The sequence below is a fragment of the Companilactobacillus paralimentarius genome, from assembly GCF_963227125.1.
Classification (GTDB): domain Bacteria; phylum Bacillota; class Bacilli; order Lactobacillales; family Lactobacillaceae; genus Companilactobacillus; species Companilactobacillus paralimentarius.
The window spans coordinates 2,097,327-2,122,836 of sequence record NZ_OY724131.1 but is presented as its reverse complement, the minus strand read 5'-3'; the positions used below and the strand labels follow the sequence as shown (position 1 = coordinate 2,122,836).

Below are 25,510 nucleotides of genomic sequence, written 5' to 3'. Positions count from 1 at the left end.
TTTAATTAATAAAGGAGGTAAATTAAATGGTCATGACAGATCCTATTGCGGATTACCTAACACGTATTCGTAACGCTAATATGGTTAAACATGAATCTCTAGAAATTCCTGCTTCAAACATCAAGAAGAGCATGACAGAGATTCTTAAAAATGAAGGATTTATCAAGGATTACGAAGTTGTTGAAGACAACAAGCAAAACGTACTTCGTATTTTCTTAAAATATGGTAAAGATCAACAACGCGTAATTTCAGGCTTGAAACGTATTTCAAGACCAGGTCTACGTAGTTATGTTGATTCAGATAACGTACCTAAGGTTCTTAACGGTCTAGGTATCGCTATTCTTTCAACTTCAAAAGGTGTTATTACTGACAAAGAAGCTCGCGCACAACACGTGGGTGGAGAAGTAATCGCTTATATCTGGTAATAATCTTAAAAAGTAAGGAGGTGCACTAATTTGAGTCGTATCGGTTATAAAGTAATTGAAATTCCCGCAGGAGTAACAGTTACTCAAAAAGATGAAAACATCACAGTTAAAGGCCCTAAGGGTGAATTAACAAGATCATTTAATCCAAAAATCAAGTTGACTATTGAAGGTACAGAAGCTAAGTTCACACGTGAAAGTGAAAATGACAAAGCTCTTCATGGAACAATGCGTTCAAACCTTAACAACATGATTATTGGTGTTACAGAAGGTTACGAAAAGAAACTTGAACTAAGAGGTGTTGGTTACCGTGCACAAGTTAAAGGTGACACACTAACACTTTCAGTTGGATATTCACATCCAGTTGTTATGGATGCACCAAAAGGTATCAAGTTGGAATCACCTTCTAACACAGAAATCAACGTTTTAGGTATTTCAAAGCAAAAGGTTGGTCAATTTGCTGCTGAAATCCGCGATGTACGTTCTCCAGAACCTTATAAAGGTAAAGGTATTCGTTATGTTGGCGAATATGTACGTCGTAAAGAAGGTAAAACTGGTAAATAGTAAATAAATCTATGAGGTGAAAATTGTGATTACAAAACCAGACAAAAACAAAGCACGTCAAAAGCGTCAAAAACGTATCCGTGCAAAAATCTCTGGTACTGCTGAGCGCCCACGCTTAAACGTATTCCGTTCGAATAAAAACATTTACGCTCAAATTATTGATGACGTAAAGGGTGTAACGCTAGCAAGTGCCTCAACTCTTGATAAAGACATTAAAGACGGTTCAAAAGTTGAACAAGCTGAAGCTGTTGGTGCTTTAGTAGCACAAAGAGCTCAAGAAGCTAAAATTAGCAACGTAATCTTTGATCGTGGTGGTTACTTATATCACGGACGTGTTCAAAGTCTTGCTGAAGCAGCTCGTGAAAATGGACTAAAATTCTAGAAGGAGGAAACCAAATTTATGACATATATCGATCCATCTCAATTAGAATTAGAAGATCGCGTTGTCTCAATCAACCGTGTTACTAAGGTTGTTAAAGGTGGACGCCGTCTACGTTTCGCTGCTATCGTAATCGTTGGTGACAAGAATGGTCACGTAGGTTTCGGTACTGGTAAAGCTCAAGAAGTTCCAGAAGCTATTCGTAAAGCTGTTGAAGATGCTAAAAAGAACCTTATCAACGTTCCTATGGTTGGTTCAACAATTCCTCATGAAGTAATCGGTACTTTCGGTGCTGGTAAGATCATGTTGAAGCCTGCTGAAGAAGGTTCAGGTATTGCTGCTGGTGGTGCTGTTCGTGCCGTTATCGAATTAGCCGGTGTTGGTGATGTTACAAGTAAGTCACTTGGTAGAAATACACCAATTAACGTAATTCGTGCAACAATCGAAGGATTAAAACAACTTAAAACTGCTGAAAGCGTTGCTGACATGCGCGGCATCTCAGCCCAAGAATTGCTTAACTAGAAGAAAGGTGCGTAATAATGGCTAAACTTAAAATTACTCTAATTAGAAGTGCAGCTCACCGCCTTCCTGCTCAACGTAAGATTGTTAAGGAACTAGGACTCGCAAGAGTTTCAAGTTCTGTTGTTAAGCCGGATGATCCTGCTATTCGTGGTGCTGTATTAAAAATCGCTCATTTAGTTAGCGTTGAAGAAGTTAAAGATTAATAAAATATTCAAAGATTAGGAGGTGCAATAATGGAACTAAACGAACTTAAGCCAAGTGCAGGCTCAAGACATGCTAGAAAGCGTCTAGGTCGTGGTACTTCAAGTGGTACAGGTAAAACTGCTGGTCGTGGTCAAAAAGGTCAATTAGCCAGATCAGGTGGTAAGACACGTATCGGTTTTGAAGGTGGACAAATGCCTTTATTCCGTCGTATGCCAAAACGTGGTTTCAATAACATCAACCGTAAAGAATATGCTATTGTTAACCTAAGTGATCTAAGTAAGTTTAACGATGGTGCTGAAGTAAATGTTGAAACATTGAAGGCAGCAGGTATCGTTAAAAAAGAATTTAATGGTGTTAAGTTGCTTGCTAACGGTGAGGTTAGCGCTAAGTTAACTGTTAAAGTTGCTAAGGCTTCTGCCGCAGCTACTAAAGCAATCGAAGCCGCTGGTGGCACTGTAGAGGTGATCTAATGCTTGGAACTATCAGAGATGCTCTAAAGGTAAAGGAGATACGTAAAAAGATCCTATTTACCTTGATGTTACTTGTTATATATCGTTTGGGATCACAAATTACAGTGCCCGGTGTTAATGCCGCCGCAATGGATAAAGTTGGTTCTACAGGGTTAGTTCCCCTATTGGATACTGTAACCGGTGGTGGTCTTTCAAACTACTCTATTTTCTCAATGGGTGTTTCACCATTCATTACGGCCCAAATTGTTGTTCAACTTTTACAAATGGACATTGTTCCTAAATTTGTTGAGTGGAGTAAACAAGGTGAAGTTGGTCGTAGAAAGTTAAATCAAGTAACGAGATATTTGACGATTGTTTTAGGTTTTGTTCAGTCAATCGGTATAACAGCCGGTTTTAACACTTTAAGTGGTTTAGGATTAGTTAAATCTCCTAATATAAGAGCTTTCGTTACAATTGGTATCATTTTAACCGGTGGTACGATGCTTCTTACATGGATCGGTGAGCAAATCACTGATAAAGGTCTAGGTAATGGAGTTTCAGTAATTATCTTCGCTGGTATTATTGCTAGATTCCCTAGTGGAATTAAGGAAATTTACCGTGATTATATTACTAATTCCAGTTCAGCAGATCTTGCAAAGAATATCGCATTCCTCGTTGGTCTTGTGATCATCATTTTGATTGTTGTGCAATTTGTTACATATGTTCAACAAGCAAGTAGAAGAATTCCTATTCAATATACAAGACGTGCTGCTGGTAGTGGTAGCGAAAGTTTCCTACCATTAAAGGTTAACGTTGCTGGTGTTATTCCTGTTATCTTTGCTAGTTCATTTATTGTTACGCCTCAAACAATTTTGATGGCGTTCCAAAGTCATAGTGGAGATCAATGGTATCAAGTATTAACAGAAATATTCAGTATGCAGACTACAACAGGTTCTCTTCTCTATACATTGTTGATTGTATTATTTACATTCTTCTATGCATTTGTTCAAGTAAATCCTGAAAAGCTTGCAGAAAACCTACAAAAACAAGGGGCTTATATCCCTGGTATTTGGCCTGGTAATGAAACAATCAAGTTCATGTCAGGTGTATTGATGAAATTATCAACCGTTGGAGCTATGTTCCTTGGTTTAGTTTCATTACTTCCATTGTTAGCCGCTAACTTGTTCAATTTACCTCAATCCATCGGATTAGGTGGTACAAGTTTATTGATTATCGTTGGTGTTGCTTTGGAAATGGATCGTCAATTACGTGGTCTTTTGATGAAACGTGAATACGTTGGATTTATTAGATAATTGGAGATGTTACAGACAATGAATATTGTATTGATGGGATTACCTGGTGCTGGTAAAGGTACTCAAGCTGAAAAGATTGTTGAAGATTTTAAAGTTGTTCATATTTCAACTGGTGACATGTTTAGAGCAGCTATGGCCAATAAGACAGAAATTGGTCTAAAAGCTAAAGGGTTCATCGACAAAGGTGAACTTGTTCCAGATGATGTTACCGAAGGTATCGTTCAAGAACGTTTATCTGAAGATGATGTTCAAAAAGACGGATATATGTTAGATGGATTTCCGAGAACTCTTGAACAGGCTAACGCTTTACAGACAATTGCAAAGAATGTAAACAAACCAATAGATGCTGTCATCTATATTGATGTTAAGCCTGAAACATTAGTTGATCGCTTATCTGGAAGATATATTTGTTCTAATTGTGGAGCAACTTATCATAAAATTTACAATCCTACAAAGGTTGAAGGAACATGCGACGTCTGTGGCGGCCATGATTTCTATCAACGTGAGGACGATAAACCAGAAACTGTAAAGAATAGATTGAAAGTTAATATTGAAATGAATACACCATTAATTGATTTTTATGACAAGTTGAACTTGCTACATAAGATCAATGGTGAACAAGAAATAGATGAAGTTTATAACGAAGTAAAGAAAGTTTTACAAAGTTTGTAAAACTTTTTGCTTTGAATGTTTACATGTACGGAAAATTATTGTATAATTCGCCAGTATATGCAGAATAATTTCATCCCGATGGAGGTTAATATCTTTGGCAAAAGAAGATGTCATTGAAGTAGAAGGTACAATTTCAGAAACATTGCCTAATGCAATGTTTAAGGTAAAGCTTGAAAACGGAGCTACAATTTTAGCTCATGTGTCAGGTAAAATCCGTATGCACTATATCAGAATTTTACCCGGTGACAAGGTTACCGTGGAATTATCCCCTTATGATTTAACCAAGGGAAGAATTACATATAGATATAGATAATAAGTTTTTTAATGGAATGGAGGTTCCACAACATGAAAGTAAGACCATCCGTTAAACCTATGTGCGAACACTGTAAGGTAATTAAGAGACGCGGTCGCGTCATGGTTATTTGCTCTGCAGATCCAAAGCACAAACAAAGACAAGGATAATATTTAATAGGAGGTGTATTGATTAATGGCTCGTATAGCAGGTGTAGATTTACCTCGTGATAAGAGAATCGTTATCGCCCTAACATACATTTTTGGTATTGGCGAAACAACAGCTCAAAAAGTATTGAAAGATGCTGGCGTATCAGAGGATATTCGTACAAGAGACTTAACTCCTGATCAAGAAGAAAAAATTCGTGCAGAAGTTGATAAAGTTCGTGTCGAAGGTGACTTACGTCGTGAAGTAAGTATGAACATCAAGAGACTACAAGAAATTGGATCATATCGTGGCATGAGACATCGTCGTGGTTTACCAGTTCGTGGTCAAAACACAAAGAACAATGCAAGAACTCGTAAGGGCAAGAAGACTGCCATTGCAGGTAAGAAGAAGTAATAAGATAAAGATAGGAGGTTAATCATGGCACAAACTAAAGGTCGTAAGCGCCGTACTAAGAAGCATATTGAATCTGGTGTTGCACATATCCACTCCACATTCAACAATACACTAGTTATGATCACTGATGTTAACGGTAATGCCGTTTCATGGTCATCAGCTGGTGCATTAGGATTCAAGGGTAGTCGTAAATCAACACCATTTGCTGCACAAATGGCTGGTGAGGCTGCTGCTAAGGAATCAATGGAACATGGTATGAAAACAGTTGAAGTAGCTGTTAAGGGTCCAGGCTCTGGTCGTGAAGCTGCAATCCGTTCATTACAAGCTACTGGTTTGGAAATTACTGCTATTCGTGATGTTACACCAGTTCCTCACAATGGTTCTCGTCCTCCAAAGCGTCGTCGTGTATAGAATGGTTGTATACCCATATGAACTAAGCTACACACATTTCGTTTTGAAAGGGGAACTAACCGAATGATCGAATTTGAAAAGCCAACCATTACTTCTGTTGAAGAAAGTAAAGACTATGGCAAATATATTATCGAACCGCTTGAAAGAGGTTATGGTACAACTTTAGGTAATTCATTACGTAGAGTTTTATTAGCATCATTACCTGGTACAGCGGTATCTGATATTCAAATAGATGGTGTATTGCATGAATTTTCAGCTGTTGATGGCGTAATTGAAGACGTTACACAAATTGTGTTAAACGTGAAGAAATTAAAGCTTAAATCATATGCTGATGACAGTTTAAAGGCTGAAATCGACGTTGTTGGTCCAGCCACTGTTACAGCAAATGATATCAAGGCTGATGATGACTTGGAAATCCTCGATCCAGAACAATTTATTTGTACTGTTGCTGAGGGTGGACACTTCCACATGCAAATGACAGTTATTAATGGTCGTGGATATACTCCTGCAGAACAAAATAAGACGGACGAAACACCTATCGGTGTTCTTCCAGTTGACTCAATTTTTACACCCGTAGAAAAAGTCAATTATCAAGTTGAAAACACTCGTGTGGGTAAGAGAAACGACTTCGACAAATTAACAATCGATATCTGGACAAATGGTTCAATTGGACCACGCGAAGCTATTAGTTTGTCAGCCAAGATTCTTACAGAACATTTAACAAGTTTTGTAAATCTTACTGAAGAAGCTAAGAGCGCTGACATGATGATCGAAAAAGAGGAAACTCAAAAAGAGAAGAAACTTGAAATGACTATTGAAGAACTTGACTTGTCAGTTCGTTCATATAATTGTTTGAAGCGTGCCGGTATTAATACTGTGCAAGAGCTTACTGAAAAATCCGAAGCAGATATGATGCGTGTCCGTAATCTTGGGCGTAAATCACTTGTTGAGGTTAAAGAAAAGCTTGCTGATCTTGGATTATCATTAAAGCAAGAAGACTAATCATATCAAATTCAAACAGGAGGTATAGACATGGGCTACCGTAAATTAGGACGTAACAGTTCTCAAAGAAAAGCAATGTTACGCGATTTAACTACTGATTTAATCATTAATGAACATATTGTTACAACTGAAACACGTGCAAAAGAAATCAGTCGTACAACAGAAAAAATGATAACCTTAGGTAAACGCGGCGATTTACATGCTCGTCGTCAAGCTGCTGCTTATGTTAGAAACGAAGTTGCTAACATTTCAGAAGAAGATGATGCAGTTGTTGTTCAATCAGCTCTTCAAAAATTATTCAGTGATATTGCACCTCGTTACAAAGAACGTAATGGTGGATACACACGTATTTTGAAGACAACTCCACGTCGTGGAGACGCAGCTCCAATGGTTATTATTGAATTAGTTTAATAATAATTGTTTATTAATCATTAAAAAATCAGTCATTCTGATAAGTTAGTGAGTGTTAAGATGATGGTTGTTAGCAACCAAGTCTATCTCTGAGATCCCTTTAATCGGGGACACTAACTTGTCGAATGATTTTTTTTTGCCCTTTTTTGTTTTCTTGATTATTGAAGTTAGTTATTATATATGTAATACGGTTCAAGGAGATAACTTTGGAAAAAATCATTTCAATTAAAAACTTAAATTATACTTATCCCGATTCTAAGAAACCTGCAATTAATAATTTAACTGTGGATATCTATAAAAACGAGTGGTTATCAATTGTCGGTAAAAATGGTAGTGGTAAATCAACGCTGACTAAACTAATCGATGGGTTAATTGACGCCGACTCTGGTACAATCGAAATCGATGGACAAGAAATTAATGAGAAGAATATTTGGGAAGTTAGAACTAAAATTGGAATTGTCTTTCAAAATCCAGATCATCAATTTGTTGGAGCAACAGTTGAAGATGATGTTGCTTTTGGTTTAGAGAATCAAGGTATGCCAAGAGAGCAAATGGTCAAGGAAGTAGACCATGCTTTAGAATTGGTAGGAATGCACAAATTTAAGAAACGTGATCCTCAAACGTTGTCTGGTGGACAAAAACAAAGGGTAGCGATTGCTGGTGTTTTAGCAACTAGACCACAGATTATTATTATGGATGAATCGACAAGTATGTTGGACCCTGAAGGACGTAGGACAGTTTTGAATTTAATTCAAGAGCTACGTCAACAACAGGATTTAACAATTATTTCAATTACTCATGATATTTCAGAAACAGAGTTATCACAAAGAATTGTTGTTCTGAATGACGGACAGATTGTGCGCGATGATATTCCCAGGAATATTTATGATATGGGGACTGATTTGAGTAAATATGGCCTTGAGGAACCATTTTCTGACGAACTAATGTCAACACTAAGAAATTCGGTGGAATTGCCTGAGAGTTATCTAAATGAAGAGGAGCTAATGAAGCGATTATGGAAATTACGTTCGAAAATGTGACACATTCTTATGATGCTAATAGTCCCATGGCAAACCTTGGTTTAGATGATGTTTCTCTAAAAATAAATGACAAAAAATTTACCGCAATTGTTGGTCAAACTGGTAGTGGTAAATCGACTTTGGTGCGTCATATTAATGCTTTGTTAAAGCCAACTGCGGGAAAAATCATTGTTGGTGATCGTGTTATTACATCTGAAACCAATAATAAAAATTTAAAACCATTGCGTAAAAAAGTTGGTATGGTTTTTCAATTTCCCGAGAGTCAGTTATTTGAAGAGACTGTAGAGAAAGATATTATGTTTGGACCAATGAATTTTGGTTTCAGTGAGTCTGAAGCAAAAGATGCGGCACATAAGATGATTGAATTAATCGGCTTGAATCAAGACTATTTACAAAAATCGCCATTTGATTTGTCTGGTGGTCAAATGCGTCGTGTAGCTATTGCTGGAGTTTTGGCCAGTAATCCAGAGACTATTATTTTAGATGAGCCGACGGCTGGATTGGATCCAGTTGGTCGACATGAGATTATGGATTTGTTTAAGAGCTTGCAGACAAAGGGAAAAACAATCATCCTAATTACACATAATATGGACGATGTAGCTAATTATGCAGATGAAATGGCTGTCATGAGTCAAGGAAAATTAGTAGCTAGTGGTTTGCCAAGTGACGTGTTTAATAGTCAGAAATTATTAGAGGATGATTTATTAACTTTGCCTCAAAGTGCGCAGTTTGCACAATCATTGGCGAAAAAATATTTCCAATTTGATAAATTACCTATTACAATTGATGAATTGAGTGCAGAAATAAAACAACAGGTAAATGGTGATTAAATGAATAAATTAATTATGGGACGATATTTACCCGGGGATTCATTGATTTATCAGTTAGATCCGCGTGGTAAATTTTTATTAACATTCTATTTTGTTGGTATAGTTTTTTTGGCCAATAATGTGGCATCATATGTATTTCTCATGGCGTTTGTTTTATTTGCTGTCTATTTATCTAAAATCAACTTTGGCTTCTTTATAAAGGGATTACGGCCGATATTTTGGCTGATTTTATTCACAGTTTTATTGCAATTGTTCTTTACGCCTAGTTCACATCCAATTTGGCACTGGGGCTTTTTAACTTTATCCAAAGAGAGTATGGTTATTGCTAGTTATATCTTTGTAAGATTCGTATTGATTATTTTTATTTCAACACTATTAACTTTGACAACGACACCAATCGAAATTTCCGATTCAATCGAGAGCATTCTGAAACCATTAAAGAAAGTGAATTTCCCAGTTACTCAAGTAGCTTTAATGTTGTCGATTGCTTTAAGATTTGTGCCGTTGTTGGTTGATGAAACCACTAAAATCATGGACGCGCAAAGGGCACGTGGAGTGGATTTTGGTGAAGGTGGTTTGATTAAACGTATCAAGTCGTTTGTGCCAATCCTAATTCCACTTTTTGTCAGTAGTTTTTCAATTGCGTATGATTTGGCAATTGCTATGGAATCACGTGGCTACAAAGATGGCGAAGGCCGCAGCAAGTATCGGGTACTAAAATGGAGCAAGCGTGATAATGTTACGTTTTTGGTTATGTTGGCTGTAACTATCATATTATTATTTATTCGGAGTTATTAATTTATGACAATAAGATACAAATTAACTATCGCCTATGATGGAACCAAGTTTCATGGCTTTCAAAAACAAAAACAATTAAGAACGGTCGAAGGTGTATTAGAAAAAGCCATTTCAAGAATTGCTAACGGAGAGGAGATCAAAGTCTTTGCTTCGGGTAGGACGGATGCTGGAGTTCACGCTTTAGCACAAGTTGTGCATTTTGATTATCCAAGATTTATCCCGGCTGATAGTATGATGAGAGCTATTAATACGTTGATGCCTTTGGATGTATTAGTTAAGAAATCAGAGATCGTGGATGAAAACTTTCATGCACGTTTTAATGTTAAAAAGAAAACATATATGTACCGTGTAGATTTAGGTCATTATACTGATCCGTTCAAGCGTTTTTATACAGGTCACTATCCTTATCCTTTGGATGTAGATAAAATAAAAATTGCAATTAAGGATTTAATTGGAGAACATGATTTTACTAGCTTTGCAGCAGCTGGTGGCGTGATTGAAAATAAAGTTAGAACTATCTATTCGGCTACAGTTGAGTATAATAAAGAGAACAATGAATTAGTTTTTGAGTTTACAGGTAATGGATTCTTATATAATATGGTTAGAATTCTTGTGGCAACTCTGTTAGAGATCGGTAATGGTCGCAGAGATGTTCATGACTTTTTACGCTTATATGAAGTAAAGGATCGCCAGGAAGCTAGAGGGACAGCACAAGCGAGTGGTCTATATTTGAAAGAGGTTTTTTATTAAAAAATCTGTGGATAAATATTGACTTAATGTGAGAATCAAAGTATCATTGTAGCTGGTATTGTTTGCCCCACGATAAGCCCCGGAAACTTATTGAGTTGTCAAACAGACGTAGAAACTGGAGGAATTTAAAGTGCGTACAACACCATTAGCAAAAGCAAGTGAAGTTGAACGTAAATGGTATGTAATTGATGGTGAAGATGTTGTCTTAGGTAGACTTTCATCTGTTGTTGCTTCTATTCTTAGAGGTAAAAACAAACCTACTTACACACCTAACGTTGATACAGGTGATAATGTTATTGTCATCAATGCAGATAAAGTTAGATTAACAGGTAGAAAAGCAAAGAATAAGATTTACTATTCTCATTCAGATCACCCAGGTGGGTTGAAGAGCATTAGTGCCGGTCAAAAACAAGCTGAAAAGCCTGACAGATTCATTGAAGATTCTGTTCGCGGTATGCTACCTAAGAACACTCTTGGTCGTCTAGAAATCAAGAAATTGCATGTTTATGCAGGTTCAGAACACAACCACCAAGCACAAAATCCAGAAAAATTGGATATCAACAAACTAATTTAAGGAGGAAAAGAATTTGGCACAAGTATCATACGCCGGAACAGGTCGTCGCAAGGATTCAGTTGCTCGTGTACGCTTAGTTCCTGGAAACGGAAAGATTACTATCAACAAACGTGATGTCAAAGATTACATTCCTTTTGACAATTTGATTGCTGATATGAAACAACCTCTAGATGTAACTGAAACAGCAGAAAGCTATGACGTTATTGCTAACGTTAACGGTGGAGGCTTCTCAGGACAAGCTGGAGCAATTAGACATGGTATTGCTAGAGCTTTACTTGACGTAGATCCTGATTTTAGACCTACACTTAAGTCAGCCGGCTTCTTAACACGTGACCCTCGTATGAAGGAACGTAAGAAACCAGGTCTTAAGAAAGCCCGTAAGGCTTCACAATTCTCAAAACGTTAATATTTATATTTTCAGTTTTGGATCAAAAAACATCTCTCATTTCGAGGGGTGTTTTTTTGTTGTGGAAAATTTATTTATATTTAAGTATTCGAAAACGTTTACAAAATTCTACTTCTTTGATATTATTAACTCGTTCGAATGAGTGGAAAACTTAAAATGTAGGAGGATATATTTATGACTGGATTTCCAAAGGGATTTTTATGGGGCGGTGCTGTGGCTGCTCATCAACTAGAAGGTGGTTGGGACGCCGGCAATAAAGGTGTTAGTATTGCTGATGTGATGACAGCTGGTGATAACGAGACAGCTCGTGAAATTACTGATGGAATAATTCCCGGTAAAAACTATCCTAATCATGAAGCAATTGATTTTTATGGTCATTATAAAGAGGATGTTAAGTTGTTTTCTGAGTTAGGTTTAAAGTGTTTCAGAACTAGTATCGCTTGGACAAGAATTTTTCCGAATGGCGATGAAGATGAACCTAATGAGGCAGGATTAAAGTTTTATGATGATCTTTTTGATGAATTGCTTAAATATAATATTGAACCAGTAATTACTTTGTCTCATTTTGAAATGCCTTACCATTTAGTTAAAGAATATGGTGGTTGGCGTAATCGTAAATTGATCGACTTCTTCGTAAAATTTGCTGAGGTGGTCTTTAAACGTTATAAAGATAAAGTTAAGTATTGGATGACTTTCAATGAAATCAATAATCAAACTGGGTTGAATGAATGGGGATTATTCACTAATTCGGGTATCCTAGTAAAGCCAGGCGAAGATGCTGAAAAGGTTATGTATCAAGCTGGACACTATGAGTCAGTTGCCAGTGCAATGGCAGTGCAAATTGGTCATGCAATCAATCCTAAATTTGAAATTGGTTGTATGTTAGCTATGGGGCCAACTTATCCAGCTTCACCAGATCCTAAAGATGTTTTGAAAGCTCAACGTGCAATGGAAGCAAACTATTGGTTTGCCGATGTTCAATGTAAGGGTAAGTATCCAAATTGGTTGAAACGTTACTTTGAGCGTAAAGACTTTAATTTGGATATCACATTAGCTGACTTAGATGTTATCAAGGCAGGTGTTGTTGATTATATTGGTTTCTCCTATTACGCTTCTCATGTTATTAAAGCAGATAAGAATGAACCGGATGATTACATGACACCAACAAAGAACCATGAGGTTAAGAATCCAGCGTTAGTACGTTCTGATTGGGGATGGGAAATTGATCCAATCGGTTTGAGATATGCCTTAAATTGGTTCAGTGACCGTTATGATTTACCATTGTTTATTGTAGAAAATGGACTAGGAGCTTTTGATAAAGTGACTGAGGATGGTAAGATTCATGATGATTACCGTATTGATTATTTGAGAAAACATATTGAACAGATGCGTTTAGCAGTTGATGTCGATGGTGTTGACTTAATGGGTTACACTCCATGGGGCTTTATTGACTTAGTTTCAGCTGGAACTGGTCAAATGGACAAGCGTTACGGTATGATTTATGTAGATAAGAATGATGCTGGAGAGGGTACTTTGGATCGTTCTAAGAAGGATTCTTTTGAATGGTTCCATAAAGTGATCGAAACAAATGGTACAGACCTTTCTTAATGAGGTATGATAATAAATGATTAGAAAACGTATTCCTAGCGCTTGATAATGGAATACGTTTTTGTTTTGGAGGAGAATCTAGAAATGCCAAAAAAAATGGATACAAATGTTTTGGTTAAGAAGATTATTACTGAAATTCAGTCTGGTGAATTAGTTGATCAAGATTTAAAACTTCCAGCAGAGCCTAATCTGATGTCACGCTACGAAGTAACCCGCTACACCTTGCGCCAAGCATTAAAACAGTTGAGTGTTATGGGTTATACTTATCAAGTCCATGGAGTAGGGACGTTTGTTCGTCACCAACAGACTGTGGATTCAGTGGCTTTAGAACATGAAGGTGGATTGTCTGCTGAAATGGAGCGAATCGGTCGTAAGTTAACGACTAAAACTGCTAGTGAAAAAATTATTCCCGTATCAGAGGCACTCTTTTTACCAAAGACTCATCATTTTCAGAATGACGACAAATTGATTCAAGTTCGTCGCTTTCGATTATTGGATGATAAACCCTATTTGATGGAACAGTCTTATTATTTGCAGTCAGTGATTGATAGTATTCCGGAAGAAGCGTTGTATGGATCACTATTTAAGTATTTTGAGCAAAGTCGTAAGACCCAGATTGGTTTTATTGATCAAACGATTATGAGCGAACCTCTACCAGATGAAGCCAGTGAATTTATGGAGATGCCAGCGGGATCACCGAGCTTGTTGATTAGAGATGAATCATATTTGGCTAATGGTGAATTATTGGCCTTTTCAAAACAATATTATAATTATCAACAGGCAAAATTATTTATGATCAAAAAAGTTCATTGATGGGATGAGATAATATTATGAAGGTAGCAGTCATTCAAGCCAGTAGTCAGATTAAGAGAAACCAACTTTTGTATGATGCTAACTAGGTCGGCTGTGGAAAAGGATGATGAGGTAATTAATTTTGGAGTTTATCCACAAGAAGAAACTTTGTCGTATTTTCGGGTAGCTTTACTCGTAGGATTGTTAATTAATTCTGATGCGATTGATTTTGTGATAACGGGGTGTAGTTCTGGGAATGGGATGAATGTAGCATGTAATACAATGCCAAATGTCCTCAGTGGCTATATACCAACGCCTAGTGACGCTTATTTGTTTGGACGAATAAACTATGGCAACTGTGTTTCATTACCCTTAGGATTGAATTTTGGCTGGGCTGGAGAATTAAATATAAGTTATACACTGGCAAAGTTATTCGATGGTCCAATGAATACTGGTTATCCACAGGGGGAAGCACTTCGAAAACAACGGGATGCAAAGTTACTGCTTGAGATCAAAAGGTCCGAATCTATAAATACGATTGATATAATGGAAAAGTTAGATGAAGAAGTTTTGAAGCCGATTTGGCAGAAACAAGATGTATTAAATTACGTAATAGAGAATGGAAATAATCAAAAATTACGGGATTATTTGATTCGAAAGATTTAAGTGGAGGAAGAATTATGGATTTAGCGGATCTTTCTAGTAAATATAAAGTTAGACGGTTAGTGACTAGTGACACTGAGGAGATTCTCAAATTAAGTTTAAGCAATCCTATATTTTATAAATATTGTCCACCTGTGATTACACGTCCAGTTATTCGTCACGATATGACTGTCGTACCACCACATAAAACGACGGATGATAAGTATTATGTTGGTTTCTTTGACGGTGATAAATTGATTGCCATGTTAGATTTGATTGTAAAATATCCAGATGAAATAACAGCATGGGTCGGATTATTTATGGTTGATAGCCAATATCAGGGGAAGGGTATTGGAACAGAAATCTTTAATGATATTATGTCAGCTTTAAAGAAATCAGGCTTGAAACAGATTGAATTAGCTTATGCTAAAGGTAATAAACAGAGTAAACATTTCTGGGTAAAGAATGGCTTCTTTGAAACTGGTAATGAGGCCCAAGAACCCGGATATACAGCTATTGTGATGGGACGATTATTGTAATAGACGTTGTGTATTATGTGTGCATATAAATTTTTGATTTAAAAATATAATTGTTAGAATAAAATAAAAAGAGAGAATTTACTATGGCACAGGATGATACAAAAGAGGCCACTATAAAAACAGTTGTTGATGTTGTGGCTGAACGAGAAAAGAAGCGTCACGATTGGATTGAAAAATATCTTGATCGAAATCTGAATGTTTATACTAAAAAGTAATCAATAATAAAAAGGTGTTCATATTCTGCAAAATATGAACACCTTTTATTTATTTGGTTTTAAAATCGACGTAAAGCGTCACTAGCATTGATAATAAAACGAAGAATCCAATAATGGAAATCATAATAATATGACGTTTCTTGTTCATGATCAGAATAGCGACAAATTCACGGATCAAAGCGTTGGGTAGAAAATAGAATCTTGTTGGAGCACCAACACCATTGGCTGCTAAGCCGGCCATTCTTGCATAGAGGCCAGCTCTAAAAATGTGATAATTATTACTGAAAAATTTGATATATGCTTTATTACTGCCATAATCATCTTGAATAATCTTCTTCGAAAACTGCATATTCTGCAAAGTATTCTTCGATTGATCTTCTAAAATGATTTGGTCCTTATCCCAACCATGCTCAATAGCATAATTAGCCATTGCTTGAGCCTCAGATAATTTCTCATCATTACCTTGACCACCAGAAAAAACAATTTTTGGAGTAGGACGACCCTTTTTAATCTGCTTGTTAGCAAATTTGATAGCGGCATCGATTCGGTTGCCAAGTAAGCGAGAAACAGTATCGCCATTGATTAATCCAGCTCCCAAAACGATTAAATAATTGGCTTTATATTGTTTAGGGAAGAATTGATAGAGCAAAACGTTGACCAAAAAATTGTATGAACACAAGATCAAGTAAGCACCAACAATTGGTAGACCGGAAATCAAGACATCTAGCCAGTCCGGTAGGAATTTAGCGTGGGCTGATAAGAAAATATTGGCAAACCAGAGTACAACGAGGAAGATCCCCAACAACAAAGTCAGCATATTAGATAATGTATGACTCTCTCGTTTCCAAACGATAAAAGCGTTCCACAGTAGTAGAAGCCACATCGAAATCATGGTAATAAAGATTAAACCGATAATAAGTAAGAAGAGCGTTCCCATAACGACAACGAATGGTAAATTACCAGTACTGAATATTAAAACCGCCAATTCGGCTAAAAAGCTAAAGAAAAAGATAGAAAAAGTAATTCCGTTGATTAAGCGTCGTGGTTCTCTTAACCAAAGGAATAAAAAGATTCCTAACATAATTAAAGTAGCTAATCCCCAGTAAACTGAAATTTTTTGCAAAACGTTGACGTACGGTTCTAAGCTATTCATAAAATCACCTCTCTTAGATTTATGAATGATATATATTCCCATACAATCAAATTAATTTTATCATAGCCGGAAATTTGTTTTGTGGATAAGCATTCACAATTATAAAAATTTTGAGTCGAATAAAATGTAGAGAGATGTTATTCTGAAATTAGAGGTGGAGTATGGCTGATATAAAACTGATCTTGAGTGATATTGATGGAACGATTTTGAATGATAAGAACGTTGTTGATAGTGACTTGAAAGAGAATATTGTCAAATTGAATCATCGCAAGATACCGTTCATTTTGGCTTCGGCTCGGTCTCCTAGAGGGATGATAACTTTGGCTAAAGAATTAGGTGTAATGGATAATCCGATTGCTTGTTATAATGGTGCCTTGGTAGTAAAGGACCTACAAGACAGTGATTATACGACTATTTTGAGTCATGGATTGAATTTACTAGAGGTAAAACAAATATTTCAAATTTTGCAAAAAAAATTTCCTGAAATTTCAATTAATTTGTATTCAGGAGCAGATTGGTATGTGGAAAATCTTGATAAATGGGTTAAGATTGAAGCAGATATTACTAATATGACACCAATTGCTACTGACTTGAATCAATTGGTGGATAAACTTGAGATTCCAATTCATAAGTTACTTCTGATTGGTGAATCATCAGAAATAAGTAAAGCAATGAAGTATTTACAGAATGTAAACCTTGAAAATAGTTCTTTTTACCTATCGAAGGATAATTATTTAGAAATAACTGCTAGTAGGGTATCTAAAGAACATGTTTTACGAGAATTAGCTGATTATTATCATATAAAGTTGAATAACACTATGACTTTGGGTGACAACTTCAATGATGTACCTATGCTAAATTTGGCTGAAGTCGGAGTAGCTATGGATAATGCACCAGTCGATGTTAAAACTCATGCCAATTTTGTGACTAAAAGTAATAATGAGAATGGAGTCTCATATGCAATTGAAAAGTACGTATTAAAGAGGTAAAAAAATGTCTAAGGTTACAGTTATTAAAGCGGATATTGCCAATTTACCATTTCGTGTTGGTGGGATAGTCAATGCGGCTAATAGTGCTCTAATTCCTGGTGGTGGAGTTGATGGTGCATTAAATGCCAAAGCGGGATCTAGTTTAAAAAAAGATATGTTGGCTTTTAAAGGCACTCCTACCGGAACAGCGGTTTATACAAGAGCTTATAATTTGAATGCTGATTACGTCATTCATGCAGTTGGTCCAAGATATGTTGACGGACACTCAGGAGAGGAAGCGTTGCTAACTAGTGCCTATAAATCAGTAATGTTATTGACTCAAAAGTTACATTTATGGACGATTGCTGTCCCCTTCTTAAGTACCGGTGTATATGGATATCCTTTGTATGAAGCAATTTGGATTGCTATCAAAACAATTCAGGAATCTCAAGTCGATACAGAGGCTTTTTTGGTAGCCTTTGATGATCGAACTGAGAAAATAGCAAAGAGTATTTTAGAAGAGGATTAGTATCTTCTTGGGTTAGTTAAGAATGTAATTCAACAAAAAGTTATAACACTATCGAAGATGAAAATTTAAATATATTCAAAATTCTATTCAGACTTTTTTTGTGGCAGGTACTAAAAAGTGCCTACCAGACTTTAAAGTGCGTACTAGGCAAAAAGATCATTTCGTTCTATATTAAGAATACAAATTAAACGATAATTAACGGAGGAACATTATGGATCTTCATTTAACAAATAAAAAAGCTTTAATTACAGGTTCTACTAAGGGAATCGGTAAAGCAATTGCAATGGAAATGGCAAAAGAAGGAACCAATGTCATTATTAATGGTAGAAAACAACCAGAAGTTGATAAAGTTGTAGCGGAAATTAAGGATAATTTTCCTAAAACACAACCACAAGGAATAGCAGCAGATCTAGCTAATGAAACTGATCGTGAGAAGTTATTTCAAGAAATTCCTGTGATTGATATTCTAGTTAACAATATGGGAATTTTTCAACCAATGGATTATTTTGATATTGATGATGCCACTTGGGAAAAATTTTATAGAGTAAATGTTTTGGCTGGAAATGCTTTGGCTAAATTTTATTTACCTAAAATGTTGGAGCAAGATTTTGGCAGAATTATCTTCATTGCTAGTGAAGAAGCAGTTATGCCATCAGGTGAAATGCCTCAATACAGTATGACTAAATCAATGAATTTATCTTTAGCAAAGAGTTTATCAATGTTGACAGTTGATACACATGTTACGGTTAATACAATTATGCCTGGTTCTACTTTGACTGAAGGCGTACAAAAGATGTTAGACGACATGTACAAGGATAGTGATTTACCTAAAGATAAGTGGGAAAAGGATTTCATGAAGAATCATCGTTCTCGTTCACAAATTCAACGTCTAATCAGACCTGAAGAGATTGGTCGTTTTACAGCCTTTGTCGCTAGTCCAGATGCTTCGTCATTTTCAGGTGAAGCATTACGTGTTGATGGTGGTCTAGTTCCAACCATTTTCTAAACTTAATGCTATGATGGAAAGCATTAGGAGGAAAGATTATGATTTGGTTATGGACTCATTTGATAACATGGATTGTTATGGCAATTATGATCCTGTTGGCGTTATTTACTAATACACATACTAAAATTTATGAAATGGTTACAAGAGTTGGTTATATAGTCATCATTGCGACGGGAATAAAGTTAGCAATTAGGGCTTGGTCAGTAGAACCAACCTTATTGATTGTTAAAATTATTGTGGCTTTGATTTTTATCGCTTTAGTTGAAATAGCCTTTGCCCGAAAGGCTCAAAAGAGTTTAAATCGTCCATTAATTTGGGCAGTATTAGTTTTCTGCATTGTAGTAGCTCTCTTGGGATTTGCTTTGGCAGGTTGGTATCCATTTGCATAAAAAAAACGACCTTCGGGTCGCTTTTTTAGTTAACCATCTGTTCGTTAACATATTGGGCATAAAGTTTATGATCTTTCATTAATTCTTGGTGACTCCCGTGACCAGTTACTGTACCTTTTTCGATAAAGTAAATTTGATCTGCATCAACGATGGTTGAAAGTCGATGTGCTATTACTAAAGTAGTACGGCCAATCATTAATTGATCTAAAGCTCGTTGAACCTTTTCTTCGGACTCAGAATCGAGGCTGGCAGTAGCTTCATCTAACATTAGAATTTTTGGATCACGTAGGAAAGCTCTAGCAATGGCAATTCTTTGTTTTTGACCACCAGATAGTTTGACACCACGTTCGCCAATTTGGGTTTCTAATTGTTCTGGAAAATTCTTTACGAATTCATCTGCATAAGCCAATTGAAGTCCGTGCCAAAGTTCTTTGTCAGTCAATTGATGATTTAAACCGTATTGAAGATTGTCACGAATACTGCCAGCAAAAACGGCACTATCTTGAGATACGTAACCAATTTGAGAACGCCAATTAGCTAGACTGATATCGCTGATTTCTTGCTGATCTACTTTGATCGTACCAGAATCAGGTTGGTAGAATCTTTCTAATAGAGCGAAGATAGTTGATTTACCACCACCAGAAGGTCCAGCAAAAGCAATGACTGTATTGGGTTTTGCTTCGAAGGAAACATCATGCAAAATGGGATGATCTTTGTCATAGCTGAAATTCAAGTGATCAGCTGTAATTGTTTTTCCTTCAACATCAATATCTTGACCAGTAGTTGTTTCAGGCTTGGTACTTAGGATTTCTTGAATTCTTTCAGTTGAACCCATGGCTTTTTGAACTTGGGAGAAGAAAGTAGCAAAGCTGGCTACAGGAGTAATGATGTTAAATAAATATAGTAGAAAAGCAACTAATGAACCACTTGTTAGTGTACCTTGTTGAATTCTAACAGCACCATAGCCAAGAATGCCGACAAAGATTCCTAACATAACGGTTGTCATGATTGGCTGCAAAACAGCTTCAACTTTTGCATCTTTAATACCGACTTTGAAGATACGATCAATCAAAGTTCCGCCGGTCTCTTTTTCAAATATTTCACCGTTACTTGACTTGATCAAACGAACTTCGGAAAGTTTTTCGCTGGCATCGGCATTGAAATCAGCTGTTGCGGCTTGAAGTTTGCGGCCTAAACGAGACATTATCTTTCCAATAGGAAGTAAGATCAAAACAATAATTGGAACAACGCCAAACATTAATGAAGCTATTTTCCAATCCATAAAGAAAAGAATGACCATTGAACCAATTAATTGAATGGCTCCGGTTATGAAGTTAGGGAATTGAGCAGTAATTAAATCTTTGATAACGCTAGTATCGTTAACTAGACGGGAACTGCTTTCACCTGACTTGTGATCATCGAAGTAGTCAACGGGTAATCTTAAAAGATGAGCCCAGAGTTTCTCACGTAAAGTTTTGACTGAACTTTCGCCGACATATCTCAGAATGTAACCGCCAATTGTTCCAAAACCTAATTGAATCACAAATGCTAGGATTAAAACGACTAACATTTTACTATCTATCTTTGATAGGCCACTGGTATCAACCAACTTTTTGGTTAATTGGGGTACAACCAAACTGGCACCACTAGTTACTAAACTTAAAAGCATTCCTAACAGGAAAAGAGCCTTTTTCGGATTGACGCTGTTAATCAACTGTAGAAAATCTTTGAATTTGAAGGTACCAGTTCTTTTAGGTAAATCGCGTCTCATCATTGTTCCATCACGTATATCTTTATATCCTCACTAAATTAAAATTCGTTGCCACGCCAAAAGTTATTATGAAAGTCTGGTCTGTGACCGTGGTTATCATGATTGTTGTGATCACGTCTAAAATCAAATCCCGACATATGACGTCTGTCAAATGGCATGTTGTGCATATTTTTTCTCATTTCATCACGCATACGATCAATTTCTTCAGGATCCATGTTCTGATGCATCTCCATCATTTGATCACGCATGTTCAACATAGCCTTAAAACGATCAGTTGGATCGACAAACTTTTCGGAGTTCTTTTTGAAATCATCGTCCCAACCATCAGAAATCTTTTGAAGGTAAGTACTAAATTGTTGTTTCTCATCATCAGTTAGACCGGCTAAGAAAGTCTCACTATAACTTTCGTTCTTCAAAGCCGCGTTTTCTTCGGCTTTTTGACGTCCTTCATCAGTTAAGTAGACATGTTTGCTACGCTTATCTTCAGGATCTTCTTGACGATTGATGAGACCTTTAGTTTCCATTTTCTTCATCAATTCAGCTAGAGAACTAGGTCTAAGATCTAGAACATTGGCCAAATAATTTTGAGTTAAGCCATCCTCTAGCTTCAAAATGGCCAAAACGCGTTGTTGACCAGTTAATTTTTGTTTCTTTTGGCTCATGAAGTAGTTTCCTGCTTCTCCAATAAAACGTAATTGTTTCATTAAATCATCTGTAAGTTTGCTCATAATTTATATTCCTCATTTCTTTTTCAATTGATTCGGTACCGAACTTTATTACGAGGATGAATTATAGTTCGGTACCGAATCATTGTCAACGATTTATTTCTAAAAATTATATTGAAACAAAATGGCGAATTTTATAATCAAGTTAGCCACTTTAGAAAAATGACAAAATAAAAACACCAAGACGTAAAAATCAGGTATCATTGGAGTTCTCACACAAACAATGAAAGAGGTTTTTCGTCTTGGTGCTAGAACAGAATATCATAAATCGTCCTAAAGGACATCATTTAACTGAAATTGAACGTGGAAAGATTGCTTCCTTTCATTCAATTGGCTACTCGAATCGCCAGATAGCTAAAGCTATCGGCGTTTCACCTCAGACTATTAATAATGAAATTAACAGAGGTACTGTTGAGCAGATCAAGAAAGTTAATGGTAAAGTTCAACACTTGAATTGCTACTTTCCTGACACTGCACATCAAAAGTATGTAAAGAACCGTAAGCTTTGCCATCGTCCTTCTAAATTCGACCAAGTCACAGCCTTTTTAGGCTTCTTTGTAAGCCAGTTCATAGATAATGGATGGTCACCTGATACGGCCGTTGGACGAGCTAAGAACGAAGAATTATTCTTAGTAGATGAAATGGTTTGTACTACTACACTTTACAAATATATTGATGAACAACGACTTGAAATCCGGAATATTGATCTGGTAGAAAAGTCAACTAGACCGACTAAGCAACATACTTCAAAAAAGCATAAGCGTCTACTTGGTCGTAGTATTGAGAAACGCCCTAAAAGTGTTGATAGCAGAGAATCCTTTGGGGACTTTGAGATAGACACGATTGTGGGCAAAAGAAATGGCCATGAGAGTGTCGTCTTAACGCTCATAGAGCGTAAGACACGCTTTGAAATAATGAGACTTATTGACGGTAGAGATGCCGACTCTGTAGATTATGCTATGAAAGAGATCATAAAGAACTATGGTGATCTTATCAATTCAATCACTGCAGACAATGGCCCTGAGTTCTCTAATCTATCATCTGATATGGCTGGCGTTGCGGATGTTTACTTCACACACCCATATACATCTTGTGAACGTGGAACAAATGAAGTACATAATCGAATGATACGTCGTGACTTGCCCAAAGGGCTGTCACTGGATACAGTCAGCCCAAAAGTAATAAGAGACATAGAATTTAAGCTCAACAATATGCCTAGAAAGTTATTGAACTATAAAACGCCACAAGAACTCTTTGCTAGTTCCTGTGGCGCTTAAAGACATATTTATAAACTTCAAATACTGATATCACTTGGATTCAATTTATTTTGTCCAAGTGGCTAACTTGTTATTGAAATTTTCGATTGAAACAAAATAGTTGACTTTAATAATTAAAATCTCTAGAATACAAACAGTAAAAATTATCATTTATATATGTGAGGGAAATATGCGTCAGAATATTATATTAGAGTGTAGTAGGACTAACGAACGACTCTATCTAACAAGCAAGAATAAACAAAATAACCCAGAACGTTTAGAATTAAAAAAATATTCACCAAAATAAAAACAAAGAGAAATTTTTAAAGAGGTAAAATAATGGCTAAAAAATCAAAGATTGAAAAGAATAAGAGACAAGCAGAATTGGTAGCAAGATATGCTGAAATTCGTAAGCAATTAAAGGCTCAAGGTGACTATATTGCCTTGTCTAAGTTACCTAGAGATTCAAGTCCTGTCAGAATTAAGAACCGTGATTCACTAGACGGACGTCCACACGCTTATATGCGTAAATTTGGAATGTCACGTTTGAATTTTCGTAAGTTAGCACATGAGGGTAAAATCCCTGGTGTTCAAAAAGCTAGCTGGTAAGGAGAAATTATGGAACAAGTAAAAACTGCTACAGCGTATAGACAATTAAAGAGTCCTAATATCAAGACACGTAAGCGTGCTTTGCGTGTGATTAAAGATAGTAAAAAGAGATAAAAATGAACAGCGACTATTCAGAATAAACATCCTGAATAGTCGCTGTTTTAGTTTTTTAAGTTAAATAATAAAAGGTATTTTTAATGAAGTGCCCTAAAATTGTTAGACATAATCTAACAACTTTAGGAGCACTTTTTTTATGACCAAATACTCTTCAGATTTCAAAGCTAAATTAGTAAATGAATACCTTGATGGACAAATTTCTATACTTGGATTATCGAAAAAATATGGAATGCCCAGTAAATCACCGATTTATCGCTGGATCCATCAAGCGGAGGCGAATGGACTTGATTATTTGATAAGTAAGAAATCCCATAAAGAATATTCTCAAGATTTCAAATTATCCGTGATAGAATATTATAAATTACATGAGATCAGTCGCCTTGATACTGCAATTTATTTCAAGATATCACCTAGTCAAGTTGATTCATGGATCTATAAATATAATCAATATGGTGTTATTGGATTAAGGCGTCGTCCCAGAGGGAGACGACCGTTAATGGCCAAGAAAAAGAAGAAACAAACACGTTTAAATTCCACAAAAGAAGAGAAATATAAACAGGAAATTCTTGATCTAAAAGCTAAACTACATGATGCCGAAATGGACCGTGATATTTTAAAAGCACTAAAGACCTTGCGAGAAAACGATCACAACTCGAAAAAGCAAAATTAGTCAAATCATTACTTAAAAAATACAAGTTGAATGAGTTATTAACTAAGGTCGATCTACCAAGATCAACTTATTATGAACGCCTTAGTAAAACTGATAAAACAGATAAATACGCTCAACTAAAAGATTTTATTGTTAAAACATATCACGATTCAAACTCAACCTACGGTTATCGTCGAATCTGGAAAGAGTCTCTCAAGGTCGGATTCAAAAATTCTCCAGAAACAATTCGGCATTTAATGACCAAACTTAAATTAAAAGTAGTTATTTTTTCAAAACACACATCCGGTTACTGTTCCTATAGAGGTAACCTTGGAAAAATAGTTCCTAATACAATCAAACAGAAATTTACTGAGACAGAACCTTTAAAAGTATTACATACAGATGTAACTCAAATACGTTTGCGTAAAGACAAATGGGGCTATATATCCGCCGTGCTGGACCAGGCCAGCGGCGAAATATTATCTTATTCAATAAGTTTGAGCCCTAATAAATTACTAATATTAGATACTCTAGAAAAATTGAAGCAAAATATAGTTCCCTCTTTAAAACCAATCCTTCACTCTGATCAAGGATGGCATTATCAGCTCAAATATTATCGAGATACCCTAAAAACAATGGGTATTGAACAAAGTATGTCTCGAAAAGGCAATTGTCACGACAACGCCCCAATTGAGAGTTTTTTTAATCTGCTCAAAAGAGAATGTCTTTATAGGTATAATATCGATGACCTAACCGAATTAAAGAACATAGTCGCTAAATATATCAATTGGTACAACAATAAACGTATTTCTTTAAACAAAAATGGATTGTCCCCTGTAGAATACAGGGAACAATCCATGATTTTTTAAAACTTATAAAAATGTCTAACTTTTTTATTGCACTTCATAATCGGATTTATTTTTATCTAAAGATAACTTCGTT

At 36.0% G+C, this 25,510-nt stretch carries 37 protein-coding genes and 1 pseudogene; 35 read left to right on the top strand and 3 right to left on the bottom strand.

The annotated features are described in order from the left end of the window. Positions 1-26: 26 nt before the first annotated feature. From rpsH to ACI6PB_RS10365, 25 genes are all read left to right on the top strand, one after another. Entirely contained in the window at positions 27-425 is a 399-nt protein-coding gene (gene rpsH / locus ACI6PB_RS10485; protein ID WP_010018531.1) for a 30S ribosomal protein S8, read from the top strand. A 30-nt stretch (positions 426-455) separates the two neighbouring features. After that, positions 456-986, top strand: coding sequence for a 50S ribosomal protein L6 (gene rplF / locus ACI6PB_RS10480; protein WP_025084420.1), 531 nt, complete (start codon positions 456-458; stop codon positions 984-986). A gap of 16 nt (positions 987-1,002) precedes the next feature. Then, positions 1,003-1,368, top strand: coding sequence for a 50S ribosomal protein L18 (gene rplR / locus ACI6PB_RS10475; RefSeq protein WP_034543770.1), 366 nt, complete (start codon positions 1,003-1,005; stop codon positions 1,366-1,368). A gap of 18 nt (positions 1,369-1,386) precedes the next feature. Next, positions 1,387-1,887, top strand: coding sequence for a 30S ribosomal protein S5 (rpsE, locus tag ACI6PB_RS10470; RefSeq protein WP_054642450.1), 501 nt, complete (start codon positions 1,387-1,389; stop codon positions 1,885-1,887). A gap of 17 nt (positions 1,888-1,904) precedes the next feature. Further along, entirely contained in the window at positions 1,905-2,090 is a 186-nt protein-coding gene (rpmD, locus tag ACI6PB_RS10465) for a 50S ribosomal protein L30 (protein ID WP_025084423.1), read from the top strand. Between the two features lie 30 nt (positions 2,091-2,120). Then, positions 2,121-2,561, top strand: a complete 441-nt coding sequence (rplO, locus tag ACI6PB_RS10460; protein WP_025084424.1) for a 50S ribosomal protein L15 — start codon at positions 2,121-2,123, stop codon at positions 2,559-2,561. Continuing rightward, on the top strand, positions 2,561-3,853 hold the full coding sequence (secY, locus tag ACI6PB_RS10455; RefSeq protein ID WP_025084425.1) for a preprotein translocase subunit SecY: 1,293 nt from the start codon (positions 2,561-2,563) through the stop codon (positions 3,851-3,853). Before rplO ends, secY begins: the two co-directional genes overlap by 1 nt. Positions 3,854-3,871: 18 nt before the next feature. Then, complete coding sequence (locus tag ACI6PB_RS10450) at positions 3,872-4,525, top strand: adenylate kinase (RefSeq protein ID WP_025084426.1); 654 nt, start codon at positions 3,872-3,874, stop codon at positions 4,523-4,525. 94 nt (positions 4,526-4,619) lie between these two features. Next, positions 4,620-4,838 (top strand): translation initiation factor IF-1, encoded by a 219-nt coding sequence (gene infA, locus ACI6PB_RS10445; RefSeq protein ID WP_025084427.1) that lies wholly within the window; start codon positions 4,620-4,622, stop codon positions 4,836-4,838. A 32-nt stretch (positions 4,839-4,870) separates the two neighbouring features. Beyond that, positions 4,871-4,987 (top strand): 50S ribosomal protein L36, encoded by a 117-nt coding sequence (gene rpmJ, locus ACI6PB_RS10440; protein WP_010018546.1) that lies wholly within the window; start codon positions 4,871-4,873, stop codon positions 4,985-4,987. 25 nt (positions 4,988-5,012) lie between these two features. Further along, entirely contained in the window at positions 5,013-5,378 is a 366-nt protein-coding gene (rpsM, locus tag ACI6PB_RS10435) for a 30S ribosomal protein S13 (protein WP_025084428.1), read from the top strand. Positions 5,379-5,402: 24 nt separating this feature from the next. Next, the gene (gene rpsK, locus ACI6PB_RS10430; protein WP_025084429.1) at positions 5,403-5,789 is read left to right on the top strand and encodes a 30S ribosomal protein S11; all 387 of its coding nucleotides are present in this window, start codon (positions 5,403-5,405) and stop codon (positions 5,787-5,789) included. Positions 5,790-5,852: 63 nt separating this feature from the next. Next, positions 5,853-6,791 (top strand): DNA-directed RNA polymerase subunit alpha, encoded by a 939-nt coding sequence (locus ACI6PB_RS10425; protein ID WP_054642452.1) that lies wholly within the window; start codon positions 5,853-5,855, stop codon positions 6,789-6,791. A gap of 30 nt (positions 6,792-6,821) precedes the next feature. Beyond that, positions 6,822-7,202, top strand: coding sequence for a 50S ribosomal protein L17 (gene rplQ, locus ACI6PB_RS10420; RefSeq protein ID WP_025084431.1), 381 nt, complete (start codon positions 6,822-6,824; stop codon positions 7,200-7,202). A gap of 206 nt (positions 7,203-7,408) precedes the next feature. Continuing rightward, entirely contained in the window at positions 7,409-8,242 is an 834-nt protein-coding gene (locus ACI6PB_RS10415) for an energy-coupling factor transporter ATPase (RefSeq protein ID WP_404327395.1), read from the top strand. Continuing rightward, on the top strand, positions 8,218-9,072 hold the full coding sequence (locus ACI6PB_RS10410; RefSeq protein ID WP_404327394.1) for an energy-coupling factor ABC transporter ATP-binding protein: 855 nt from the start codon (positions 8,218-8,220) through the stop codon (positions 9,070-9,072). Before ACI6PB_RS10415 ends, ACI6PB_RS10410 begins: the two co-directional genes overlap by 25 nt. Further along, positions 9,073-9,870, top strand: a complete 798-nt coding sequence (locus ACI6PB_RS10405; protein ID WP_404327393.1) for an energy-coupling factor transporter transmembrane component T family protein — start codon at positions 9,073-9,075, stop codon at positions 9,868-9,870. A gap of 3 nt (positions 9,871-9,873) precedes the next feature. Next, positions 9,874-10,620: a tRNA pseudouridine(38-40) synthase TruA gene (gene truA, locus ACI6PB_RS10400; protein WP_054642455.1), complete on the top strand. Its 747-nt coding sequence runs from the start codon at positions 9,874-9,876 to the stop codon at positions 10,618-10,620. A 130-nt stretch (positions 10,621-10,750) separates the two neighbouring features. Then, positions 10,751-11,194, top strand: a complete 444-nt coding sequence (rplM, locus tag ACI6PB_RS10395; protein WP_025084436.1) for a 50S ribosomal protein L13 — start codon at positions 10,751-10,753, stop codon at positions 11,192-11,194. Between the two features lie 13 nt (positions 11,195-11,207). Next, on the top strand, positions 11,208-11,600 hold the full coding sequence (gene rpsI / locus ACI6PB_RS10390; RefSeq protein ID WP_025084437.1) for a 30S ribosomal protein S9: 393 nt from the start codon (positions 11,208-11,210) through the stop codon (positions 11,598-11,600). A gap of 174 nt (positions 11,601-11,774) precedes the next feature. Next, positions 11,775-13,208: a 6-phospho-beta-glucosidase gene (locus tag ACI6PB_RS10385; RefSeq protein WP_025084438.1), complete on the top strand. Its 1,434-nt coding sequence runs from the start codon at positions 11,775-11,777 to the stop codon at positions 13,206-13,208. An 84-nt stretch (positions 13,209-13,292) separates the two neighbouring features. After that, the gene (locus ACI6PB_RS10380) at positions 13,293-14,021 is read left to right on the top strand and encodes a GntR family transcriptional regulator (RefSeq protein ID WP_056955950.1); all 729 of its coding nucleotides are present in this window, start codon (positions 13,293-13,295) and stop codon (positions 14,019-14,021) included. Positions 14,022-14,093: 72 nt separating this feature from the next. After that, a complete protein-coding gene (locus ACI6PB_RS10375) occupies positions 14,094-14,666 on the top strand; it encodes an RpiB/LacA/LacB family sugar-phosphate isomerase (RefSeq protein ID WP_404327392.1) in 573 nt (190 codons plus the stop codon). A gap of 14 nt (positions 14,667-14,680) precedes the next feature. Then, positions 14,681-15,181 (top strand): N-acetyltransferase, encoded by a 501-nt coding sequence (locus tag ACI6PB_RS10370; protein WP_025084439.1) that lies wholly within the window; start codon positions 14,681-14,683, stop codon positions 15,179-15,181. Between the two features lie 83 nt (positions 15,182-15,264). Beyond that, positions 15,265-15,396 carry a hypothetical protein gene (locus ACI6PB_RS10365; RefSeq protein ID WP_264372372.1) on the top strand — a complete coding sequence of 44 codons (132 nt, stop codon included), beginning with the start codon at positions 15,265-15,267 and terminating at the stop codon, positions 15,394-15,396. A 49-nt stretch (positions 15,397-15,445) separates the two neighbouring features. On the opposite strand, the gene ACI6PB_RS10360 is transcribed toward ACI6PB_RS10365, so the two are convergent. Beyond that, complete coding sequence (locus ACI6PB_RS10360; RefSeq protein WP_056955951.1) at positions 15,446-16,549, bottom strand: YdcF family protein; 1,104 nt, start codon at positions 16,547-16,549, stop codon at positions 15,446-15,448. A 161-nt stretch (positions 16,550-16,710) separates the two neighbouring features. On the opposite strand from ACI6PB_RS10360, the gene ACI6PB_RS10355 reads away from it, so the two are divergent. From ACI6PB_RS10355 to ACI6PB_RS10340, 4 genes are all read left to right on the top strand, one after another. After that, on the top strand, positions 16,711-17,538 hold the full coding sequence (locus tag ACI6PB_RS10355) for a Cof-type HAD-IIB family hydrolase (protein WP_025084440.1): 828 nt from the start codon (positions 16,711-16,713) through the stop codon (positions 17,536-17,538). Positions 17,539-17,542: 4 nt separating this feature from the next. Further along, a complete protein-coding gene (locus tag ACI6PB_RS10350; protein ID WP_025084441.1) occupies positions 17,543-18,046 on the top strand; it encodes a macro domain-containing protein in 504 nt (167 codons plus the stop codon). Positions 18,047-18,257: 211 nt separating this feature from the next. Continuing rightward, the gene (locus ACI6PB_RS10345; RefSeq protein WP_025084442.1) at positions 18,258-19,052 is read left to right on the top strand and encodes an SDR family NAD(P)-dependent oxidoreductase; all 795 of its coding nucleotides are present in this window, start codon (positions 18,258-18,260) and stop codon (positions 19,050-19,052) included. Positions 19,053-19,090: 38 nt separating this feature from the next. Next, on the top strand, positions 19,091-19,441 hold the full coding sequence (locus tag ACI6PB_RS10340; protein ID WP_034543773.1) for a DUF1516 family protein: 351 nt from the start codon (positions 19,091-19,093) through the stop codon (positions 19,439-19,441). Between the two features lie 25 nt (positions 19,442-19,466). Here ACI6PB_RS10340 and ACI6PB_RS10335 read toward each other — a convergent pair whose 3' ends face one another. Further along, the gene (locus tag ACI6PB_RS10335; protein ID WP_404327391.1) at positions 19,467-21,215 is read right to left on the bottom strand and encodes an ABC transporter ATP-binding protein; all 1,749 of its coding nucleotides are present in this window, start codon (positions 21,213-21,215) and stop codon (positions 19,467-19,469) included. A gap of 35 nt (positions 21,216-21,250) precedes the next feature. Next, positions 21,251-21,940 (bottom strand): MarR family winged helix-turn-helix transcriptional regulator, encoded by a 690-nt coding sequence (locus ACI6PB_RS10330; RefSeq protein ID WP_025084444.1) that lies wholly within the window; start codon positions 21,938-21,940, stop codon positions 21,251-21,253. A 239-nt stretch (positions 21,941-22,179) separates the two neighbouring features. Between ACI6PB_RS10330 and ACI6PB_RS10325 the strand changes: the two genes are divergently transcribed. From ACI6PB_RS10325 to ACI6PB_RS10300, 6 genes and pseudogenes are all read left to right on the top strand, one after another. Beyond that, on the top strand, positions 22,180-23,214 hold the full coding sequence (locus tag ACI6PB_RS10325) for an IS30 family transposase (RefSeq protein WP_059075255.1): 1,035 nt from the start codon (positions 22,180-22,182) through the stop codon (positions 23,212-23,214). 169 nt (positions 23,215-23,383) lie between these two features. Beyond that, positions 23,384-23,500, top strand: coding sequence for a 50S ribosomal protein L33 (gene rpmG, locus ACI6PB_RS10320; RefSeq protein WP_404327390.1), 117 nt, complete (start codon positions 23,384-23,386; stop codon positions 23,498-23,500). Positions 23,501-23,532: 32 nt separating this feature from the next. Then, the gene (gene rpsN, locus ACI6PB_RS10315) at positions 23,533-23,802 is read left to right on the top strand and encodes a 30S ribosomal protein S14 (protein ID WP_025084445.1); all 270 of its coding nucleotides are present in this window, start codon (positions 23,533-23,535) and stop codon (positions 23,800-23,802) included. A 9-nt stretch (positions 23,803-23,811) separates the two neighbouring features. After that, a complete protein-coding gene (locus ACI6PB_RS10310; RefSeq protein WP_158136981.1) occupies positions 23,812-23,916 on the top strand; it encodes a putative metal homeostasis protein in 105 nt (34 codons plus the stop codon). A gap of 139 nt (positions 23,917-24,055) precedes the next feature. Further along, positions 24,056-24,589: a helix-turn-helix domain-containing protein gene (locus ACI6PB_RS10305; RefSeq protein ID WP_025086434.1), complete on the top strand. Its 534-nt coding sequence runs from the start codon at positions 24,056-24,058 to the stop codon at positions 24,587-24,589. Positions 24,590-24,594: 5 nt separating this feature from the next. Next, positions 24,595-25,437 (top strand): annotated as a pseudogene (locus ACI6PB_RS10300) (IS3 family transposase); the annotation flags it as partial. Positions 25,438-25,510: the final 73 nt, after the last annotated feature.

Excerpts from the sequence above, each read along its gene's own strand:
- rpsH (WP_010018531.1), top strand. The coding sequence starts at position 27 with ATGGTCATGACAGATCCTATTGCGGATTACCTAACACGTATTCGTAAC.
- rpsE (WP_054642450.1), top strand. The coding sequence starts at position 1,387 with ATGACATATATCGATCCATCTCAATTAGAATTAGAAGATCGCGTTGTC.
- rpmD (WP_025084423.1), top strand. The coding sequence starts at position 1,905 with ATGGCTAAACTTAAAATTACTCTAATTAGAAGTGCAGCTCACCGCCTT.
- rplO (WP_025084424.1), top strand. The coding sequence starts at position 2,121 with ATGGAACTAAACGAACTTAAGCCAAGTGCAGGCTCAAGACATGCTAGA.
- secY (WP_025084425.1), top strand. The coding sequence starts at position 2,561 with ATGCTTGGAACTATCAGAGATGCTCTAAAGGTAAAGGAGATACGTAAA.
- ACI6PB_RS10450 (WP_025084426.1), top strand. The coding sequence starts at position 3,872 with ATGAATATTGTATTGATGGGATTACCTGGTGCTGGTAAAGGTACTCAA.
- rpmJ (WP_010018546.1), top strand. The coding sequence starts at position 4,871 with ATGAAAGTAAGACCATCCGTTAAACCTATGTGCGAACACTGTAAGGTA.
- rpsM (WP_025084428.1), top strand. The coding sequence starts at position 5,013 with ATGGCTCGTATAGCAGGTGTAGATTTACCTCGTGATAAGAGAATCGTT.
- rpsK (WP_025084429.1), top strand. The coding sequence starts at position 5,403 with ATGGCACAAACTAAAGGTCGTAAGCGCCGTACTAAGAAGCATATTGAA.
- ACI6PB_RS10425 (WP_054642452.1), top strand. The coding sequence starts at position 5,853 with ATGATCGAATTTGAAAAGCCAACCATTACTTCTGTTGAAGAAAGTAAA.
- rplQ (WP_025084431.1), top strand. The coding sequence starts at position 6,822 with ATGGGCTACCGTAAATTAGGACGTAACAGTTCTCAAAGAAAAGCAATG.
- ACI6PB_RS10410 (WP_404327394.1), top strand. The coding sequence starts at position 8,218 with ATGGAAATTACGTTCGAAAATGTGACACATTCTTATGATGCTAATAGT.
- ACI6PB_RS10405 (WP_404327393.1), top strand. The coding sequence starts at position 9,073 with ATGAATAAATTAATTATGGGACGATATTTACCCGGGGATTCATTGATT.
- truA (WP_054642455.1), top strand. The coding sequence starts at position 9,874 with ATGACAATAAGATACAAATTAACTATCGCCTATGATGGAACCAAGTTT.
- ACI6PB_RS10385 (WP_025084438.1), top strand. The coding sequence starts at position 11,775 with ATGACTGGATTTCCAAAGGGATTTTTATGGGGCGGTGCTGTGGCTGCT.
- ACI6PB_RS10380 (WP_056955950.1), top strand. The coding sequence starts at position 13,293 with ATGCCAAAAAAAATGGATACAAATGTTTTGGTTAAGAAGATTATTACT.
- ACI6PB_RS10375 (WP_404327392.1), top strand. The coding sequence starts at position 14,094 with ATGATGCTAACTAGGTCGGCTGTGGAAAAGGATGATGAGGTAATTAAT.
- ACI6PB_RS10370 (WP_025084439.1), top strand. The coding sequence starts at position 14,681 with ATGGATTTAGCGGATCTTTCTAGTAAATATAAAGTTAGACGGTTAGTG.
- ACI6PB_RS10365 (WP_264372372.1), top strand. The coding sequence starts at position 15,265 with ATGGCACAGGATGATACAAAAGAGGCCACTATAAAAACAGTTGTTGAT.
- ACI6PB_RS10360 (WP_056955951.1), bottom strand. The coding sequence starts at position 16,549 with ATGAATAGCTTAGAACCGTACGTCAACGTTTTGCAAAAAATTTCAGTT.
- ACI6PB_RS10355 (WP_025084440.1), top strand. The coding sequence starts at position 16,711 with ATGGCTGATATAAAACTGATCTTGAGTGATATTGATGGAACGATTTTG.
- ACI6PB_RS10350 (WP_025084441.1), top strand. The coding sequence starts at position 17,543 with ATGTCTAAGGTTACAGTTATTAAAGCGGATATTGCCAATTTACCATTT.
- ACI6PB_RS10345 (WP_025084442.1), top strand. The coding sequence starts at position 18,258 with ATGGATCTTCATTTAACAAATAAAAAAGCTTTAATTACAGGTTCTACT.
- ACI6PB_RS10340 (WP_034543773.1), top strand. The coding sequence starts at position 19,091 with ATGATTTGGTTATGGACTCATTTGATAACATGGATTGTTATGGCAATT.
- ACI6PB_RS10335 (WP_404327391.1), bottom strand. The coding sequence starts at position 21,215 with ATGATGAGACGCGATTTACCTAAAAGAACTGGTACCTTCAAATTCAAA.
- ACI6PB_RS10330 (WP_025084444.1), bottom strand. The coding sequence starts at position 21,940 with ATGAGCAAACTTACAGATGATTTAATGAAACAATTACGTTTTATTGGA.
- rpmG (WP_404327390.1), top strand. The coding sequence starts at position 23,384 with ATGCGTCAGAATATTATATTAGAGTGTAGTAGGACTAACGAACGACTC.
- rpsN (WP_025084445.1), top strand. The coding sequence starts at position 23,533 with ATGGCTAAAAAATCAAAGATTGAAAAGAATAAGAGACAAGCAGAATTG.
- ACI6PB_RS10310 (WP_158136981.1), top strand. The coding sequence starts at position 23,812 with ATGGAACAAGTAAAAACTGCTACAGCGTATAGACAATTAAAGAGTCCT.
- ACI6PB_RS10305 (WP_025086434.1), top strand. The coding sequence starts at position 24,056 with ATGACCAAATACTCTTCAGATTTCAAAGCTAAATTAGTAAATGAATAC.